14 protein-coding genes are annotated in these 16,527 nt (G+C 33.4%); 12 read left to right on the top strand and 2 right to left on the bottom strand.

The features are described 5' to 3' along the window. The first annotated feature begins 6 nt into the window (after positions 1–6). The 12 genes from trxA to AB9Q04_RS02795 all read left to right on the top strand — a co-directional run bounded on the left by trxA (position 7) and on the right by AB9Q04_RS02795 (position 14,544). On the top strand, positions 7–315 hold the full coding sequence (trxA, locus tag AB9Q04_RS02850) for a thioredoxin (protein ID WP_410023871.1): 309 nt from the start codon (positions 7–9) through the stop codon (positions 313–315). Beyond that, entirely contained in the window at positions 315–1,199 is an 885-nt protein-coding gene (locus AB9Q04_RS02845; protein ID WP_410023870.1) for an NAD(P)/FAD-dependent oxidoreductase, read from the top strand. Before trxA ends, AB9Q04_RS02845 begins: the two co-directional genes overlap by 1 nt. Positions 1,200–1,329: 130 nt before the next feature. Continuing rightward, positions 1,330–1,800 (top strand): MarR family winged helix-turn-helix transcriptional regulator, encoded by a 471-nt coding sequence (locus AB9Q04_RS02840; protein WP_410023869.1) that lies wholly within the window; start codon positions 1,330–1,332, stop codon positions 1,798–1,800. 1 nt (position 1,801) lies between these two features. After that, entirely contained in the window at positions 1,802–3,808 is a 2,007-nt protein-coding gene (ftsH, locus tag AB9Q04_RS02835) for an ATP-dependent zinc metalloprotease FtsH (protein WP_410023868.1), read from the top strand. A gap of 213 nt (positions 3,809–4,021) precedes the next feature. Then, positions 4,022–5,011: a signal peptide peptidase SppA gene (gene sppA, locus AB9Q04_RS02830; protein WP_410023867.1), complete on the top strand. Its 990-nt coding sequence runs from the start codon at positions 4,022–4,024 to the stop codon at positions 5,009–5,011. Continuing rightward, positions 5,004–5,495: an RDD family protein gene (locus AB9Q04_RS02825; protein WP_410023866.1), complete on the top strand. Its 492-nt coding sequence runs from the start codon at positions 5,004–5,006 to the stop codon at positions 5,493–5,495. The genes sppA and AB9Q04_RS02825 overlap by 8 nt, the downstream gene beginning before the upstream one ends. Before the next feature lie 213 nt (positions 5,496–5,708). Next, a complete protein-coding gene (locus tag AB9Q04_RS02820) occupies positions 5,709–8,237 on the top strand; it encodes a ribonucleoside-diphosphate reductase subunit alpha (protein WP_410023865.1) in 2,529 nt (842 codons plus the stop codon). A 685-nt stretch (positions 8,238–8,922) separates the two neighbouring features. Then, a complete protein-coding gene (locus AB9Q04_RS02815; protein WP_410023864.1) occupies positions 8,923–10,137 on the top strand; it encodes an aconitase X catalytic domain-containing protein in 1,215 nt (404 codons plus the stop codon). Next, positions 10,134–10,544: an aconitase X swivel domain-containing protein gene (locus tag AB9Q04_RS02810; RefSeq protein WP_410023863.1), complete on the top strand. Its 411-nt coding sequence runs from the start codon at positions 10,134–10,136 to the stop codon at positions 10,542–10,544. The genes AB9Q04_RS02815 and AB9Q04_RS02810 overlap by 4 nt, the downstream gene beginning before the upstream one ends. 17 nt (positions 10,545–10,561) lie before the next feature. Further along, positions 10,562–11,908 carry an APC family permease gene (locus tag AB9Q04_RS02805; protein ID WP_410023862.1) on the top strand — a complete coding sequence of 449 codons (1,347 nt, stop codon included), beginning with the start codon at positions 10,562–10,564 and terminating at the stop codon, positions 11,906–11,908. Between the two features lie 17 nt (positions 11,909–11,925). Next, entirely contained in the window at positions 11,926–13,119 is a 1,194-nt protein-coding gene (locus tag AB9Q04_RS02800) for a MalY/PatB family protein (RefSeq protein WP_410023861.1), read from the top strand. Between the two features lie 366 nt (positions 13,120–13,485). Beyond that, positions 13,486–14,544: a ribonucleotide-diphosphate reductase subunit beta gene (locus AB9Q04_RS02795; RefSeq protein WP_410023860.1), complete on the top strand. Its 1,059-nt coding sequence runs from the start codon at positions 13,486–13,488 to the stop codon at positions 14,542–14,544. A 31-nt stretch (positions 14,545–14,575) separates the two neighbouring features. On the opposite strand, the gene gltS is transcribed toward AB9Q04_RS02795, so the two are convergent. Then, positions 14,576–15,760, bottom strand: a complete 1,185-nt coding sequence (gene gltS, locus AB9Q04_RS02790) for a sodium/glutamate symporter (protein WP_410023859.1) — start codon at positions 15,758–15,760, stop codon at positions 14,576–14,578. Positions 15,761–15,768: 8 nt separating this feature from the next. Then, positions 15,769–16,422, bottom strand: a complete 654-nt coding sequence (locus AB9Q04_RS02785; RefSeq protein ID WP_410023858.1) for an RraA family protein — start codon at positions 16,420–16,422, stop codon at positions 15,769–15,771. Positions 16,423–16,527 lie beyond the last annotated feature (105 nt).

Here is a 16,527-nt window from a genome sequence, read left to right as displayed (position 1 = left end):
AAAATTATGCGTGAATTAGATACATTAGGATTTAGAGATGAAGTTGAATCTGGCAAGGGTCTTTGCCTTGTAGATTTTAATGCTACTTGGTGTGGACCATGCAAGATGCAAGCGCCAGTTTTAGAGGAATTAGCAAGCGAAGTTGATTATCCTATCTATGGAGTAGACGTAGATGAAGTAGAAGAAATTGCAAGTGAATATAATGTAAATGCAGTTCCAAGCCTTATGATTTTTAAAGATGGTAAACTACTAGAAACACTTGTAGGCTTTCAATCAAAAGATGTTTTAGAAGAAGCAGTGGGAAAATATTTATAATGAGATATGATTTAGCAGTTATCGGCGCTGGTCCTGCAGGACTTAGCGCTGCTGTTAATGCTAGTATAAGAAATAAAAATGTTATAGTTTTTGGAAGCGATTCCCCAGCAATTTCTAAAACTGAAGGGATAAAAAATTATTTAGGTTTTGGAACTATCAGTGGTGAAGAGCTAAATGAAAATTTTAAGAAAACTTTATCAGGCCATGATATAGAAAGATCAAATGAAAAAGTCCAACAAATTTATGCCATGGGCGATTATTTTGCAATCATATTAAAAGGTGATCAGATGCTAGAAGCTACATCTGTTATAGTAGCAACTGGTATAGAGCTTAAAAAAGATTTGATTGGTGAAGATAAATTTTTTGGCAAGGGTGTTTCTTATTGTGCAACCTGTGATGCTAGTTTTTATAAGGGCAAGGAAGTTGTCCTAATAGGCTATAACGAAGAATCAGTAGAAGAAGCAAATTATACAGCAGAAGTAGTAGATAAACTTACTTATATAAATATGTATAAACAAAACCCTGAGTTAAATGATAATATAGAAGTAATCAATGGAGAAGTCCCAGTAGAATTTATAGGAGATGTAAATCCAACAACCCTAAAGTTTAAATCTGGCAAAGAGATTGATGCTGATGGATTTTTCATAATCCGTGATTCTTCAAAACCTGAAAGGCTTGTGCCATCTATAAAAACTGATAAAGAGCATATAATAGTTGATAAAAACTGCCGTACTAATATTCGTGGCCTATATGCAGCTGGAGATATAGCTGGTAGACCTTATCAAATAAATAAGGCTGCAGGTGAAGGACAAGTAGCAGCCCTAGATGCAGCTAAATATATTACCTTAGTTAAAGAAGGTAAGTTTGATAAGGATAATTGGTAAAAGTTGATAGATGTAAAAATATAAAATATTATTTTTAATTAATGGATATTAAAAATAATATTTTTTTGATTGAAAAATATAAAATTATATGTAAAATAATCTAATAGACTATATATATCCAGGAGGAGTTATGGCAACAGAACATATTGATTTTTTTGAATTTAATAATTCAATTTTCTCTATGATTAGAGAGATATCACATAAAATTGATATACTATTGCAAGATACAGCTCAAGAATTGGGCATTACTACCTTGCAACTAAAAATGTTAATCACCCTTTATGCTAATAAGGAACCAGTTTCTATAGGAAACCTGGGAAAAGCTATTGGCGTAACAGGCGGCAATATTTCAAATATTTGCAAAAAACTTGAAAAACAAGGATTTGTAACAAGAGTTAGATCTGAAGAAGATGAGAGAGTTGTAAATGTAGAGCTAACTGATAAGGGAAGCGCTGCAGCTGATAAGGTAGGTAGCTACTTTGACCAAATAAGATCAGATATACCAACTGATAATATAGATGTAAACCTACAAACAATAATTGATGAGTTACAAGGCCTTGATATACTTTTAGATAATTATATCTCAAGGAGTGGACTATAAGATGAGTGAGAAAAAAAATAGACCTAATAGACCCCTCTTGTATTATTGGATAATTGCAATTGTAGTTTATATAGTAATTAGATTTGCACTAAATCCAGTTATTAGCCAAGATGGGGCTAAGGAAGTAAGCTATAGCCAGTTTGTAACCATGATTGATAATGATCAGGTTACAGAAGTTTCAAAAGATAAAACTAAATACACTTTCAAAGCTATTGAAGATGGTGAAGAAAAAACTTTTGAAACAGGTTTATGGGAAGATACAGATATAACAGATAGACTTTTAGAAGCTAAAAAGAAAAATAGTAAGCTAAATTTCTCAAAAGAAATAGAAACAACTATGAACCCATGGTTAACTATATTTCTAACATCTATCCTGCCTTTATTATTCCTATGGGCAATCTTTTATTTTGCCTCAAGATCTCTTACAAAAACCATGGGAGGCCGTGGTGGCGCAGACTTTATGAATTTTGGTAAATCAAATGCCAAAGTTTATGTAGAAAATAAAACAGGAAAAAACTTTAGTGATGTAGCTGGCCAAGAAGAAGCCAAAGATAGCTTATTTGAAATCGTAGATTTCCTTCACAATCCAGGCAAGTACAAAGAAATTGGTGCAAAAGTTCCAAAGGGAGTACTTTTAGTAGGACCTCCAGGAACTGGTAAAACTCTTTTAGCAAAAGCAGTTGCCGGTGAAGCAAGTGTACCATTTTTTAGTATCTCAGGTTCAGAATTCGTAGAAATGTTTGTAGGTCTTGGTGCAAGTAAGGTACGTGACTTATTTAAACAAGCAAAAGAAAAAGCTCCATGTATAGTATTTATCGATGAGATTGATGCTATTGGTAAAAAACGTGATACAGGTGGTTTTTCTGGAAATGATGAACGTGAACAAACATTGAACCAATTATTAAATGAGATGGATGGTTTTGATGCAACAGAGGGCGTAGTACTTTTAGCTGCAACAAACAGACCAGAAATCCTAGACCCAGCCCTTACACGTCCAGGCCGTTTTGATAGACAAGTTCAAGTAGAACTACCAGACAAACAAGGCCGTGAAGATATCCTTAAAGTTCATGCAAAAAATATCAAACGTGAAGATAATATCGATTATGAAGAAATAGCAAGAAGAACAGCAGGAACATCTGGGGCAGACTTAGCAAATATTATAAACGAAGGTGCTTTACGTGCAGTGCGTGAAGGCCGTAAAAAGTTAACCCAAGAGGACTTAGAAGAGTCAATAGAAGTAGTAATAGCAGGTCAACAAAAGAAAAATGCAGTTATTTCTGATGATCAAAAGAAAATTATTGCCTACCACGAAGTTGGCCATGCCCTAGTAGCAGCTATTCAAACTCACAAAACTCCAGTTACAAAAATAACTATAGTACCAAGAACTGGTGGGGCATTGGGTTATACCATGACAGTTGATAAAGATGAAAAATATATCATGACCAAGCAAGAACTCTTTGATGAGATCTGTACCTTTGCTGGTGGACGTTCTGCAGAAGAGCTAGTATTTAATACAAAAACTACTGGTGCAAGCAATGATATAGAACGTGCCACAGCTATGGCAAGGTCAATGGTTACCATATATGGTATGGATGAAGATTTTGATTTTATGCAACTAGAACAAATCCAAGGTAGATACTTAGGTGGAGAAAGAAGCCTAATTGTTTCAAGCGGAACAGGTAATAAAATTGATGAGAAAGTTCAATCAATTATTAACCAAGCCCACATGAGAGCAATTGACATCCTAAAAGAAAATATGGATAAGCTTCATGAAATTTCTGACTTCTTACTAAAAGAAGAAACCATTACAGGCGAACAATTTATGGAAATATTAAACCGTAAAGATGCACAACCAGTAGATAAAGAAGAGGTTAGAAAAAACACAGATGTAGATTTAAATGATTTGGATAATGAAGAAACTGAATTAAATGATCTACCACCAATAAATGAAAATCCAGATGATATCGAGGGCAATAACCCAGATAGTAATCCAGGCGAAGAGATATAAAAAACTGCCCAAAATGTTGGGCAGTTTTTTAATTTGGATATAATATTACATAGATATGTAAAATAGGCCGTAAGGCCTATACATTACAATTATTCTTAGTGTTAACGATAACTGTCATGCACTATAATTATACTTTTTAAAGTAAATAAAACAATTATATACTATGTTAATCTATTAACAATAGTTTATAATAAATACTAATAAGGAGGAAGTATGGAAAATAATAACAAAAAAAGATGGCTAGCGGCAGGCCTTGCCCTAGTAGTATTTTTACTAGCAGCATTTTCCAATGCAGGTAGTCAAATTAAAGAGTTCGAGCAGGCGAATTTTTATGACCAAGCTCGAGAAAGATTTATGGGAGCAGAGGATGAAGTTTTATATGGAACAAATCCAGCTCAAAGGATAATGGTTTTAAATGTAGATGGTGTAATTGCCAATGACGATTCAAATGACTATATAGTAGAAAAACTAGATGAAGCCTTAGAAGATGACACTATAAAAGGAGTTATCCTTCATATAAATTCACCAGGTGGATCAGTCTATGCCAGCGAAAAAATTGCCAAGAAAATCGAAAAGGTAAAAGAAAAAAATATACCAGTTTATTCCGTTATGCAAGAAGTAGCTGCCAGTGGTGGATACTATATATCGGCCCCATGCGATAAAATCTACGCATCAAATGAAACCTTCACAGGCTCTATTGGTGTAATCATGCAATCATATTCTTTAGAAGGACTCTTTGATGAATACGGAATAAAAGAGCAAAATATAACCACTGGTAAAATGAAGGACGCTGGATCTACTGGCCGTGACATGGACAAGGAAGAAAAAGAATATTTTCAAGCCCTAGTAGATAGCGCTTTTTCTAGATTTGTAAAAGTAGTTGCTGATGGCCGCCATATGTCAGAAGCAGATGTTAAAAAACTTGCAGATGGTAGAATCTATGATGGTAGCCAAGCGGTAAAAAATGGATTAGTAGATGAAATTGGTGATTTAGATGCAGCTGTCGCTGATATAACTAAAAACGGGAAATTAACAGATCCTATGGTTGTTGAAAAAAATGAACTAGCAAATGCCTTTGCTAGATACCTACCAGCTTTTTCAACAAATAAAGATAACCCAAAATCAGATCTTGCAATATTAAAAGAATTTATGGAAAAAGAAAGTAACAAACCAATGTATTTATATGGAGGTTACTATGAGTGAAGTTAGTGAAGTAGTAGTAGAAAAAAAACATGAGCAAGCAGTTAACTTTTACTACGCGGGTTTTTTTATAAGACTTTTAGCCTTTGCCATAGATATGCTTGTAACAAATTCTATAGCAAACATAATAAAAAACCTAATAGGTACAGACTTTCAATTAACAGAAACCATTAGTGCCTTTGCTATAATTTATTGGTTAATAACACTGGCATATTTTACACTAATGACCTACTTTAACCATGGCCAAACCCTAGGGAAAATGGTTACTAATATCAGAGTCATCCCTACAAAATCAGAAAAATTAACTTTTAGTCAAGTTGTTTCACGTGAAACATGCGGTAGATATGTACAAAACAAATTATTATTTTTATACGTATTGGTTGCCTTTGCCCCAAAAAAACAATCTCTAATGGATATGATTTGTGATACTGTTGTTGTAAAAAATAATGCTTACGAATATTATCTAAGTACTAAAGAAACTTTATAAATCTTTATAAATATAGATAAATATATATAAAACCTTAGCCTATGTTGTGCAAACCTGCATAATGTAGGCTTTGTTTTTGTTTTGTCATTTCTTTTAAAAGAATACTATATATGGTATAATATCAAAAGTATTGGAAGTCATAGTACTATATATAGTGCTATGGCTCCTATAATGTAATTTAGAAAAATAGATAAAATTAGAAAGTGGTACTTTATGGATATTATTAAAAGAGATGGAACGCGTGTTCCATTTGAAAAAGAAAAAATTGAAAGAGCTATAGCAAAATCTTTTGCTTCTGTTGATAGTTTAGTTTCTGATGAAAAATTATCGCAAATGGGTGATAAGATTGTAGCTACTATAAAGGAAAAATATCCTAAAGATCACACAGTAAGTGTAGAAGAAGTCCAAGACTTGGTAGAGCTTACTCTTATAGATGAAAACTATTATAGGGAAGTAAAATCCTTTATCCTTTACCGTGCCAAACACAATATGGACCGCAAGGTGATGAGTGATTTTGAAGAGTATATAACAGATAAAGAAATCCTTGATATACTTACCAAAGTACAAAACGAATTTGATAACCAAAGGTATCCAATAGATTCTCTATATTTTAAATTCGAGTCATTTACCAAGGCAAATATGAGCGATGAAGAACTATTAAGCGCCCTAACTCGTGCAGCAAGTGAGCTAACCAGCAAGGAAACTCCAGACTGGGAAATTATTGCAGCCAGATTTTTGATGCATGAGATTGACCTTGAAATAAAAAGAAATGAAGAAAGATTTGATATAGTAGATTTCAAATCAAAGATTGATTATCTAACTAATGCTGGCCTTTACGGTGAGTATATCAAAGAAAACTATTCATCAGATGACATTGATGAGCTAGAAGCTTATCTAAAAAAAGACCGTGATGATTTATTTACCTATTCTGGCCTAGATCTTGTTAAAAAACGCTATCTAATCCGCACCTTTACAGGTGATATTATAGAAAGTGTTCAAGAAATGTTTATGGGTATTGCCATGCATCTCGCAATCCCAGAAAAAGATAGGGTAGCCTTTGCAAAAAGACTTTATGATATCTTATCAAGTCTTAAAGCAACTATGGCTACACCAACTATGACCAATGCCAGAAAGCCATTTAACCAACTTTCATCTTGCTTTATAGATACAGTTCCAGATACTTTAAAAGGAATCTATCGTTCAATCACAAACTTCGCTGAAGTTTCTAAACACGGCGGCGGCATGGGTTTATATTTTGGAAAAGTTCGTGCAAATGGATCTGATATCCGTGGCTTTGAAGGAGTTGCTGGTGGAGTTATCCGTTGGATAAGACTTGCCAACGATACTGCAGTTGCAGTTGACCAATTAGGAGTACGCCAAGGGGCAGTTGCTTGTTACCTAGATATTTGGCACAAAGATATGCCAGAATTTTTAGGACTAAAAACAAACAACGGTGATGATAGGATGAAAGCCCACGATATATTCCCTGGTGTTTGTTTCCCTGACTATTTCTGGGAGCTAAGCCGTGATGATATCAATGCAACTTGGTATATGTTTGACCCACACGAGGTTGAGAAAAAATACGGTAAGGCTCTAGAAGATACCTATGGTGATGAGTGGAAAGAATTTTACCTAAAACTTATCGAAGATAAAAATATCTCAAGAAGAACTATGCCTGTAAAAGAAATGGTGCGTCTATTAATCAAATCTTGGACAGAAACAGGAACACCATTTGTATTTAATAGAGATGCAGTAAATAAATATAACCCAAATAAACACAAGGGTATGATTTATTCATCAAACTTATGTACAGAAATTGCCCAAAATATGAGTGCATCAGAAACAATTTCTACAGAAATAGTAGATGAAAATGGCGATACAATCATAGTAAATAAAACAAAACCAGGTGACTTTGTAGAATGTAACCTAGCAAGTTTAACTTTAGGTAGGTTTGATGTAACAGATCAAAAAGATTTAGAAGAAACTGTTAGAACAGTGGTAAGAGCCCTAGATAATGTAATAGATTTAAACTACTACCCAACCCCATATGCAGAAGTAACCAACAAAAAATACCGTGCCATCGGTCTTGGAACAAGTGGCTACCACCATATGCTAGTTAAAAATGATATCAAATGGTCCAACCGAGAAGCCCATGCAGAATTTGTAGACAAGGTTTATGAAGATATAAACTATTATGCAATCCTAGAATCAATGGAAATTGCTAAAGAAAAAGGCTCTTATGACGAGTTTGAAGGATCTGACTGGCAAACAGGTGAATATTTTGACCTAAGAGATTATAACAGTGAGCGTTGGGAAGAATTAAAAGATCAAGTTGCTGAAAATGGCCTAAGAAATGGTTACCTAATGGCAATTGCACCAACAGGGTCTACATCAATTATCTCAGGAACATCTGCAGGAGTTGACCCAATCATGAGCAGATACTTCCTAGAAGAGAAAAAAGGAGCCATAGTACCAAGAGTAGCCCCAGGTCTAACTACAAAAACATTCTGGCTATATGAAAATGCCCACGATATTGACCAAAATATCTCAATGGAAATGGCAGGAGTAAGACAAAGACATATAGACCAAGCCCAATCAATAAATATTTATATCACTAACGAATACACCATGCGTCAAATACTAAATGTATATATCAAAGCATGGGAAGCAGGAGTAAAAAGTATTTACTACGTAAGAGGCAAAAGCCTTGAAGTAGAAGATTGCGATTCTTGTGCGAGCTAATTATGAGAGAAGTAGATTTATCTAAAAAAAATAGGTAAGATTTCAATAATATTATTAATGGCATCCTTTATCCTTTGTGTAGGACTTGACTACATTTACTTGAAAGAATGGAATATTAGAAGCTATATATGGATGCCTATAGTAAGTTTAGTATTAGGATTCATAGATAAAAACGAATAAGCAAAACTAATCCCCTACAATCTTTAATTAGAGATTGTAGGGGATTTTTTAATAAGCTAATTTTTCTTAATCCAAATCTTAGTACTATATTAATATTTTATTGATAACTTAGTTTTAGATCTAAATAAATAATATATGGCCCATAAAGTCCCTATTTTGAGTTCTACCCCAAATATTTATATAAGTTTTTATCAGATACTCATAGTTTAGGAATTTTTTATTAAAAGATAGGCCTTAAATGAAACTGTGGTTTAGCTCTCTAAAGGTCTGTGTTCCTATTTTATTCATAGATATCGTTATATTTAAGATCTTTTATAAAATCTAGCTAAGCAGCTTATATTACGACCTATCACACTAGCACTTTATCACAATAATGTAAATCTAACTTTTACAAAAAAAAGATATGTAAATTTATATATATAAAATATTATTAAAAAAATTTTGATAATAACTAGTAACATGATATGATGTAGTTATTAAATAAAAAATAGGGGGATTATCATATATGATTCTAACTAAAGATCAAAAAGAAATGTATGATGGCAAGTTTGGAGAGGGGGCTTCTAAGGCTCTCAAAATACTTATGGGAATAGGAAAAGCCTTTGGTGCCAAAAGGATGGTTGAAGTTTCCAAGGCCCATATATCATTATCCAACCAAGAAGGAGACTTGTGGTTTGTAGAACAACTATATAAGGCAGGAGCACATTGTAGAGTAGCACCTACAGTAAATCCAGCCTATGATTATGAGTATTTCAGTAAAATCACCGATATAGACGGACATGATAAGGATGTCATTGTAAGAACTATAGATACTTATAGAAAATTGGGAGCTATATTAACTTTTGATTGTACACCATTTTTCGAGCAAAACGTTCCAAGATTTGGAGAGATTTGTTCCTTTTCTGCATCGGGGGGTTCTGTATATGTTAACTCAGTAATAGGAGCTAGGACAAATAGAGAAGCGGCTCAATCAGCCATGTGCTCAGCTATCACAGGATACACACCAGAGTATGGCATGCTTTTAGATGAAAATAGAAAGGGAGATATTCTAATAGATGTTAAGGCAGATATAAAGACTCAATTTGATTATGAGCTATTAGGATATTACACATCAATTAAGATGGGACCTGAGTATAATATGCCAGTATTTTCAGGCATAGATAAGGCTACAGCATCTGATGAGGCCTTGATGGATATAGGTACACAGTTAAACATCCATGGAGTAGTGCCTATGTTTCAGATTTTAGGAGTTACTCCTGAAGCTAATACGATGAAAGATGCTTTTGTAGACGGTAATCCTAAACATGTAATAGAGATAACCAACGAAGATATGGAAAAAGCCTATAATCAAATTTCAAGAAGAACCGGAAAAGTAGATTTTGCTATTTTAGGTTGCCCTCACCTAACTATCAACACTGTTAAGGAAATTGCTAATATGGTTGATGGTAGAAAGCTGGTAGGTGAATTGTATTTATTTACGTCATCAACTACAAAAGACTTAGCTGATAGGATGGGTCTATTAAAGAAAATTGAGGATGCAGGTGGACATATTATTATAAATTCATGTGTTGACCAACCTATCTGGGGCCATCTAAAAGGTGGTAGTGGTGTTACTGAATCACCAAAGTGTGCTTATTATACTACAAGAAGAGATTTAGAGTTTAAGGTTAGAAGCATCCCAGAGTGTATAGAAGCTGTATTATCAGGAGAAATAAGATGAGCAATTTAAAATACAAAGCTTTTCCAATCTCAGAAGGTAGGGCAAAAGGAGAAGTTTTAATTTCAAAAGATCCTATTAATTTTTATATAGTCAAGCCTGAAAGTGGGGTTTTGTTTGAAGCGGGCCACAATCTAGAGGGAGAAAGTATAGCTGATAAGATATTAGTTTTTCCAAGTGATAAGGGAAGTTCTGTAGTTCAAATGGATAGCCTATATCAGATGAATAAACACGGAAATATGCCAAAAGGACTAATAATTGAGCATGCTAGTACAGTTCTAGTTTCTGCAGCTATTGTTATGGAAATACCTCTAATAACAGATGTGGATAGTGAATTTTACCAAAAGATAAAATCAGGTGATAAAGTTCTCATCGATACGGAAAAAGAGTGTGTCGAAATTATTGAGTAACTAAGGGAGAATTTAAAATGAGACAGGAAAGCAAATTAATTAGGAATCTGGGCTTCTGGGACCTAATGGCCATTGCAATAGGCCAAATTATAGGAGCGGGAATTATGTCGACAACGGGAGTTGCTATAGGGATGACTGGTACAGGAGTTGTGCTTGCTTTCTTACTATCTCCGATTCTAACAACTATTAGCATATTCCCTTCAACAGTCCTTGGATCAGCAGTACCAGCAACAGGTGGACCTTATAGATATACCAGCAGGCTATTAGGTAAAGTTCCAGGAATGATATACTTATTGTTACATATAACTATGAATATATCGTTTGCTCAATGGGCGCTAAGCTTTGCATCTTACTTTGTAAGTTTAGTTTCAGGATGGGATCAACATATAATAGCTATAGTTACACTAACTATATTTTTTCTAACAAATCTGGTTGGTACCAAAACTGCTGCTAACTTTAATAAGGTTATAACGCTCATCCTCATAGGTGGACTTGCTATGTTTGTAGCATTTGGTTTGCCAAAAACAGACTTTTCGTATGTATTTGATCCAGGTAATCTATTTAAGAATGGTAGCTTTGCATTCATATCAACCTTAGCTCTTTTATCATCAGCTACAGCAGGAGCCCAATGTCTAGCAGAATATGGAGGTGAAGTAAAAAATCCAGGTAAGGATATACCAAAGGCGATCATCCTATCTACCCTAGGTGTAGGAGTGTTTTATGTTTTAATATCTATGGTGGCTGCTGGAAACCTACCTATAGAAGTAGTGGCAGATAAACCACTTACATTAGTTGCTGAAAAGACAATGCCAAGGGCAGCCTTTTATATATTTGTAATAGGAGCAGCCCTAGGGTCAACAGCATCTACAATCAATTCATCATTTTCATGGGTAACCAAGCCACTTTTAGTAGCTTGTGATGATGGATTACTACCAAAGTCTTTAGGAAAAGTTTCTAAAAACGGTGTACCATACAAGCTATTAACATTTTTTTACCTAATAGGAATCATACCTTTACTAATAGGATATGATATTTCATTTATAACTAAATTTGTAACAGCCAACTCTCTGTTATCAAAGATATTAGTTTGCTTAGCCTTATATAAACTTGCAAGTGATAGGCCAGAAATACTCAACAAATCCACAATGAAGATTACAGCAAAGGGAGCTAAAATAATTTCGGTAGCTGGTATAAGCATCTTAATATTACTATCTTCTTCCTTATTGTTAAACTTGCCACTATATGTAGCCTTATTTATTGGTCTTTTAGTATTATTTGTCGTAATATTTGTAAAGACTTATGGCAAAAATGTTATCTTAGAAGATGACTTGTTGGTTAACTATACTGGAGCAATAGAAAATTAAGAAAGGATAGAGACGATATGACAAAATATGATTTTGAAACTATAAGCCCTAGATATGGACTTGGTTCTGGCAAATGGAATGAAGTAGAAAGCTTATATGGAAGAGATAATGATATAGTTCCCTTCTCTGTAGCCGACATGGAATTTGAATTAGCCCCACAGATAAAGGATGGCATATGTGATTTTGTACAAAATACAGCCCTAGGATATTCTAACCCAAGCCCGAAGTTTAAAGAAGCTGTAATAAATTGGCAAAAAGATGTCCATAATTGGGAAATTGAAGAAGAATGGATACTTCCTTCCCATGGAGTAGTAGATGCCTTTTTCTCAGCTGTTAACTGCTACACCCAAAAAGGTGATGGTGTAATTTTGCTAACACCTGTTTACTATCCTATGTATGAAGCCATAGAAAATAACGATAGGAAAATTGTAGGATCTAGGTTAAAACTAAATAACAATAGGTATGAGATAGACTTTGAAGATTTTGAAAATAAATGTAAAGATGAGAACAATACTATGTTTATCTTATGCAGCCCTCACAATCCATCAGGTAGGATTTGGAGCAAAGAAGAGTTAAAAAAACTAGGAGATATTTGTAATAAATATAATGTTTTAGTTATCTCCGATGAGATCCACAATGATCTAATAATGCCAGGCCATACCCACGTTTCTTATGCAACTATTGGCAAGGAATATGAGGATAAATCAGTCATACTTACATCAGCAAGTAAGAGTTTTAATATTGCAGGCTTACAAACTTCAAGTGTGATAATAGCAAATAAAGACTTAAGAGATAGGTTTTATGGGCATATAAGAACAACCACATCAAACCCTAAATGTAATATCCTAGGATACAAGGCTACTGAAATAGCCTATAATGAAGGTAGGGAATGGCTAGATAAATGTATAGAAATCATTTATAAGAACTATGAACTTATTAAAGATTTTATGAATGAAAACTACCCTAAAATTGAGGTCTTTGATCTTGAATCAACCTATTTAATGTGGATGGACTTTTCAAAATTAGGATTTACCCATAAACAATTGGAACAAATGAACAAAAAAGAAGCTAAAATTTTTTTAGATGAAGGATATATTTTTGGAGAAGAGGGGGAATGCTTTGAAAGATGGAATTTGGCAGCTCCTACTAAGGTAATAGAAGATGCCCTAAAGAGATTTAAAGAAGTTTACGATAGGCATTTAGAAAAATAAATAGGATAAATTAAAAATTTTAGAGTTCCTACATTAATGGTCATATGAAAGCTTGATATGACCATTTTTTTATCTTTGTTTGAATATAAGAAAAGTGAATACAAGTAAAGCAAAATTACTAAAACCAGCCTTAAGAATTTTAAAATAGCTACACAACTAATAAATATCATAAAGAAAGCTAATAAATTTATAATATTTATTCAAATATTGATAATTGTTCCTATCGGACTTCTCTTCATTTCCTTTAATTTAAAGTAATTAATAATAGTCTTTTTTTAATAGACTTGTATAGTACAGGTATAAGAGCAAAAATAAAATAAATCTATTATTAGGTACTCTTTAATATAAAATACAAGGAGCAGACAAATGGAAGATAGCAAAAAAAGAGAAGTTGAAAAACGTGGTATTTTCAATGAAGAGGGTGACCTAGACCTCGCTAAAAGAAAAATCATCCAAGGAAATACTACAAATCTAAACGACTTTAACAACTTAAAATATACATGGACTAGCGATTGGTACCGCCAAGCTATGAATAACTTTTGGATACCAGAAGAGATAAATTTAAACCAAGACATCAAAGACTATAGAAATCTTGATGAACACGAAAAGTTTGCCTTTGATAGGATTATTTCATTTTTAACATATCTTGACTCAATCCAAACTGCAAATCTCCCAAATTTGCAAACCTATGTTACAGCAAATGAAATCAACCTTTGCCTATCAATCCAAACCTACCAAGAATCCATCCACTCCCAATCTTATTCATATATCCTAGATACAATTTGTTCACCAGAGGAGCGAACAAACATTCTTTACATGTGGAAGGATGATGACCATTTGCTACGTAGAAATGAATACATAGGTGAGCAATACAATGATTTCTTAGAAGAAGATGATGAATTTAACTTTATGAAAGCCCTAGTAGCAAATTATATCCTAGAAGGTATTTATTTTTACTCAGGATTTTCTTTCTTCTACAATCTAGGCCGTAACGGAAAAATGCCAGGAACAGTCCAAGAAATTAGATACATCAACCGTGACGAAAATACCCACCTATGGTTATTTAGGTCTCTTATAAATGATCTTAAAAAAGAAAGACCAGACTTATTTACTGAAGAGCACATCAAATACTACACAGCTATGCTAAAAGAAGGTGTAGAACAAGAGATTGCCTGGGGAAAATACGCTATTGGTGATAATATAGCAGGACTAAATGGAAAAATGATAGAAGATTATATAAAATACCTAGGTAATCTAAGGGCTAAGGGTCTAGGATTTGGAAATCTTTACGAAGGCTATACAGAAGTACCAGATTCTATGAAATGGGTAGAAGAATACGCTGACCCTAACCAAGTAAAAACAGACTTTTTCGAAGCAAAAGTTACCGCATATTCCAAATCATCTATTATAGAAGATGACTTATAGATAAAAAAATCCACCAAAAAGGTGGATTTTTTTATGAGAACATATTTATAAAAAATGTTATAATGAGTGGATTCGCAAGATTGATTAAAACAACTGTAATAACTGGCAAAACGAACCAAGCATTAGGTGCTGGACCATTTTGATTAATTATTGCTGACATATTTGCAATTGCATTAGGAGTTTGTCCTAAACCAACTCCACAATGACCAGCGACCATAACAGCAGCTTCATAATCTTTTCCCATAGCTTTAAATGTTACAAATGAAGCATATAGCATCATAAAAATAGTTTGAGATAGTAAGATTACTATCATTGGTAAAGCTAAGCTTACTAAAGCTTGCAAATCTAATGACATTAGAGCCAATGATAAGAATAGGTTCAATGATACACTCCCTATCATATCTATTTCTTTCATCCTTATTTCAAATAAATTTATATCTGATAGATTTCTGACTATAGCTCCACCAAATAAGCAACCTACATAGTAAGGAAAAGTTACTCCAGTCATATTTAAAATTTTACCGACAACTGTTCCAATACCAGCAGCTATTAAGATAGATATCGCTGAATTAAAGATTTTTACATTATCAGTTACAATTTCTTTATTTACATCATCATTCTTAATTTCTTTATTAGTATAGGCACTTTTTAATTGGTATTTATCAATTAATCTTTTCGCAACAGGTCCCCCAACTAATGATCCCATCAATAAGCCAAATGTTGCAGCTGCAGTACCAATAGTAGTTGCATTTAAAGCTCCATTTGCCTCAAAGGTTGGACCAAATGCTACAGCCGATCCTACACCACCACTCATAGCAGTAGATCCCATTGCTACACCTAGTTGTGGATGGATATTAAAGACTTTTGTAAGACCAACACCAATTAGATTTTGAAACACTAAAAGAATTACTGCAATAATCCCAAGGACTAAACCTTGCTTACCACTTTGTTTTAAAATCTTAACAGAAACAGTAAAACCTACTGTAGTAAAGAATATATTCATGAAAAAATCTTGAAGAGTTGTATCTAGGGATATTGTAAAATTTAGATATTTAGTAAAAATTAATGATAATACACTAAAAATAATACCTCCGATAACTGGAGCTGGTATAAAATATTTTCTAAAAAGACTAATTTTGTTTCTTATGAATACTCCTAGTAAGTAAACTATTACAGCTACTGAGAGTGTTTGTAGCATATCTAATTCTAATTCCATAAAGCCTCCTATTCATTTATTTTTTCGTGCGCAAATGATGTGTCAGGCAATATTCCGTTTTCAAAATTTGCGATAATATCTTTTTCTTTTTCAATTAATATGTATGTTTCTTTAACAGCTTTATCCAATTCTTCTGGTTTTACTACTACCACACCATCACCATCTCCAATTAAAATATCTCCAGGATTTATAGCGATACTTCCTAAAGTTACTGGTACATTTAAGGCTCCTGGTCCATTTTTGTATGGTCCATTTGGGTTAACCCCAGTAGCATAAATTGGAATGTCTAGAGATTTTAGTGCTTCATAATCCCTTATACTTCCATTAACTATAACACCACCAAGCTTTTTAGCTATACAAAATCTCATTAAGATTTCGCCCATAACAGCACGATTCTTGTATCCTTCTGCATCAACAACTAAGATATCTCCTTCTTTGACATAATCAAATGCAGCATAAATATATAAATTATCACCAGCTGAAGTTTTCACGGTAAAAGCATTTCCGGCAAGTCTTTTATTGTTAACTGGTTTAAATTCAGAGCTTATGGCTCTATTTCTACCTAATACGTCATCAATATGAGCTGATTCTAAATTTTTAAGCTCATCAATTTTTTCTAAGCTCAATCTTTCATAGTCGTTGTAAATCGTTTTCTTAATCATATATACCTCCGTTAATTTGATAACAAAAATATAACATATAATAAGTCTGTTGAAAAATGATTCTTTTAAAATTATAATATCGAAAAAACCGATATTAAGGAGACT

The organism is Anaerococcus groningensis (assembly GCF_046365465.1).
Taxonomy (GTDB): domain Bacteria; phylum Bacillota; class Clostridia; order Tissierellales; family Peptoniphilaceae; genus Anaerococcus; species Anaerococcus groningensis.
The sequence above is the reverse complement of the archived record's forward strand: the minus strand, read 5'-3'. Positions and strand labels throughout refer to the sequence as shown.

Coding starts and splice junctions, on each gene's coding strand:
- AB9Q04_RS02800 (WP_410023861.1), top strand. CDS start 11,926: ATGACAAAATATGATTTTGAAACTATAAGCCCTAGATATGGACTTGGT.
- AB9Q04_RS02785 (WP_410023858.1), bottom strand. CDS start 16,422: ATGATTAAGAAAACGATTTACAACGACTATGAAAGATTGAGCTTAGAA.
- AB9Q04_RS02795 (WP_410023860.1), top strand. CDS start 13,486: ATGGAAGATAGCAAAAAAAGAGAAGTTGAAAAACGTGGTATTTTCAAT.
- ftsH (WP_410023868.1), top strand. CDS start 1,802: ATGAGTGAGAAAAAAAATAGACCTAATAGACCCCTCTTGTATTATTGG.
- sppA (WP_410023867.1), top strand. CDS start 4,022: ATGGAAAATAATAACAAAAAAAGATGGCTAGCGGCAGGCCTTGCCCTA.
- trxA (WP_410023871.1), top strand. CDS start 7: ATGCGTGAATTAGATACATTAGGATTTAGAGATGAAGTTGAATCTGGC.
- AB9Q04_RS02820 (WP_410023865.1), top strand. CDS start 5,709: ATGGATATTATTAAAAGAGATGGAACGCGTGTTCCATTTGAAAAAGAA.
- gltS (WP_410023859.1), bottom strand. CDS start 15,760: ATGGAATTAGAATTAGATATGCTACAAACACTCTCAGTAGCTGTAATA.
- AB9Q04_RS02815 (WP_410023864.1), top strand. CDS start 8,923: ATGATTCTAACTAAAGATCAAAAAGAAATGTATGATGGCAAGTTTGGA.
- AB9Q04_RS02845 (WP_410023870.1), top strand. CDS start 315: ATGAGATATGATTTAGCAGTTATCGGCGCTGGTCCTGCAGGACTTAGC.
- AB9Q04_RS02840 (WP_410023869.1), top strand. CDS start 1,330: ATGGCAACAGAACATATTGATTTTTTTGAATTTAATAATTCAATTTTC.
- AB9Q04_RS02805 (WP_410023862.1), top strand. CDS start 10,562: ATGAGACAGGAAAGCAAATTAATTAGGAATCTGGGCTTCTGGGACCTA.
- AB9Q04_RS02825 (WP_410023866.1), top strand. CDS start 5,004: ATGAGTGAAGTTAGTGAAGTAGTAGTAGAAAAAAAACATGAGCAAGCA.
- AB9Q04_RS02810 (WP_410023863.1), top strand. CDS start 10,134: ATGAGCAATTTAAAATACAAAGCTTTTCCAATCTCAGAAGGTAGGGCA.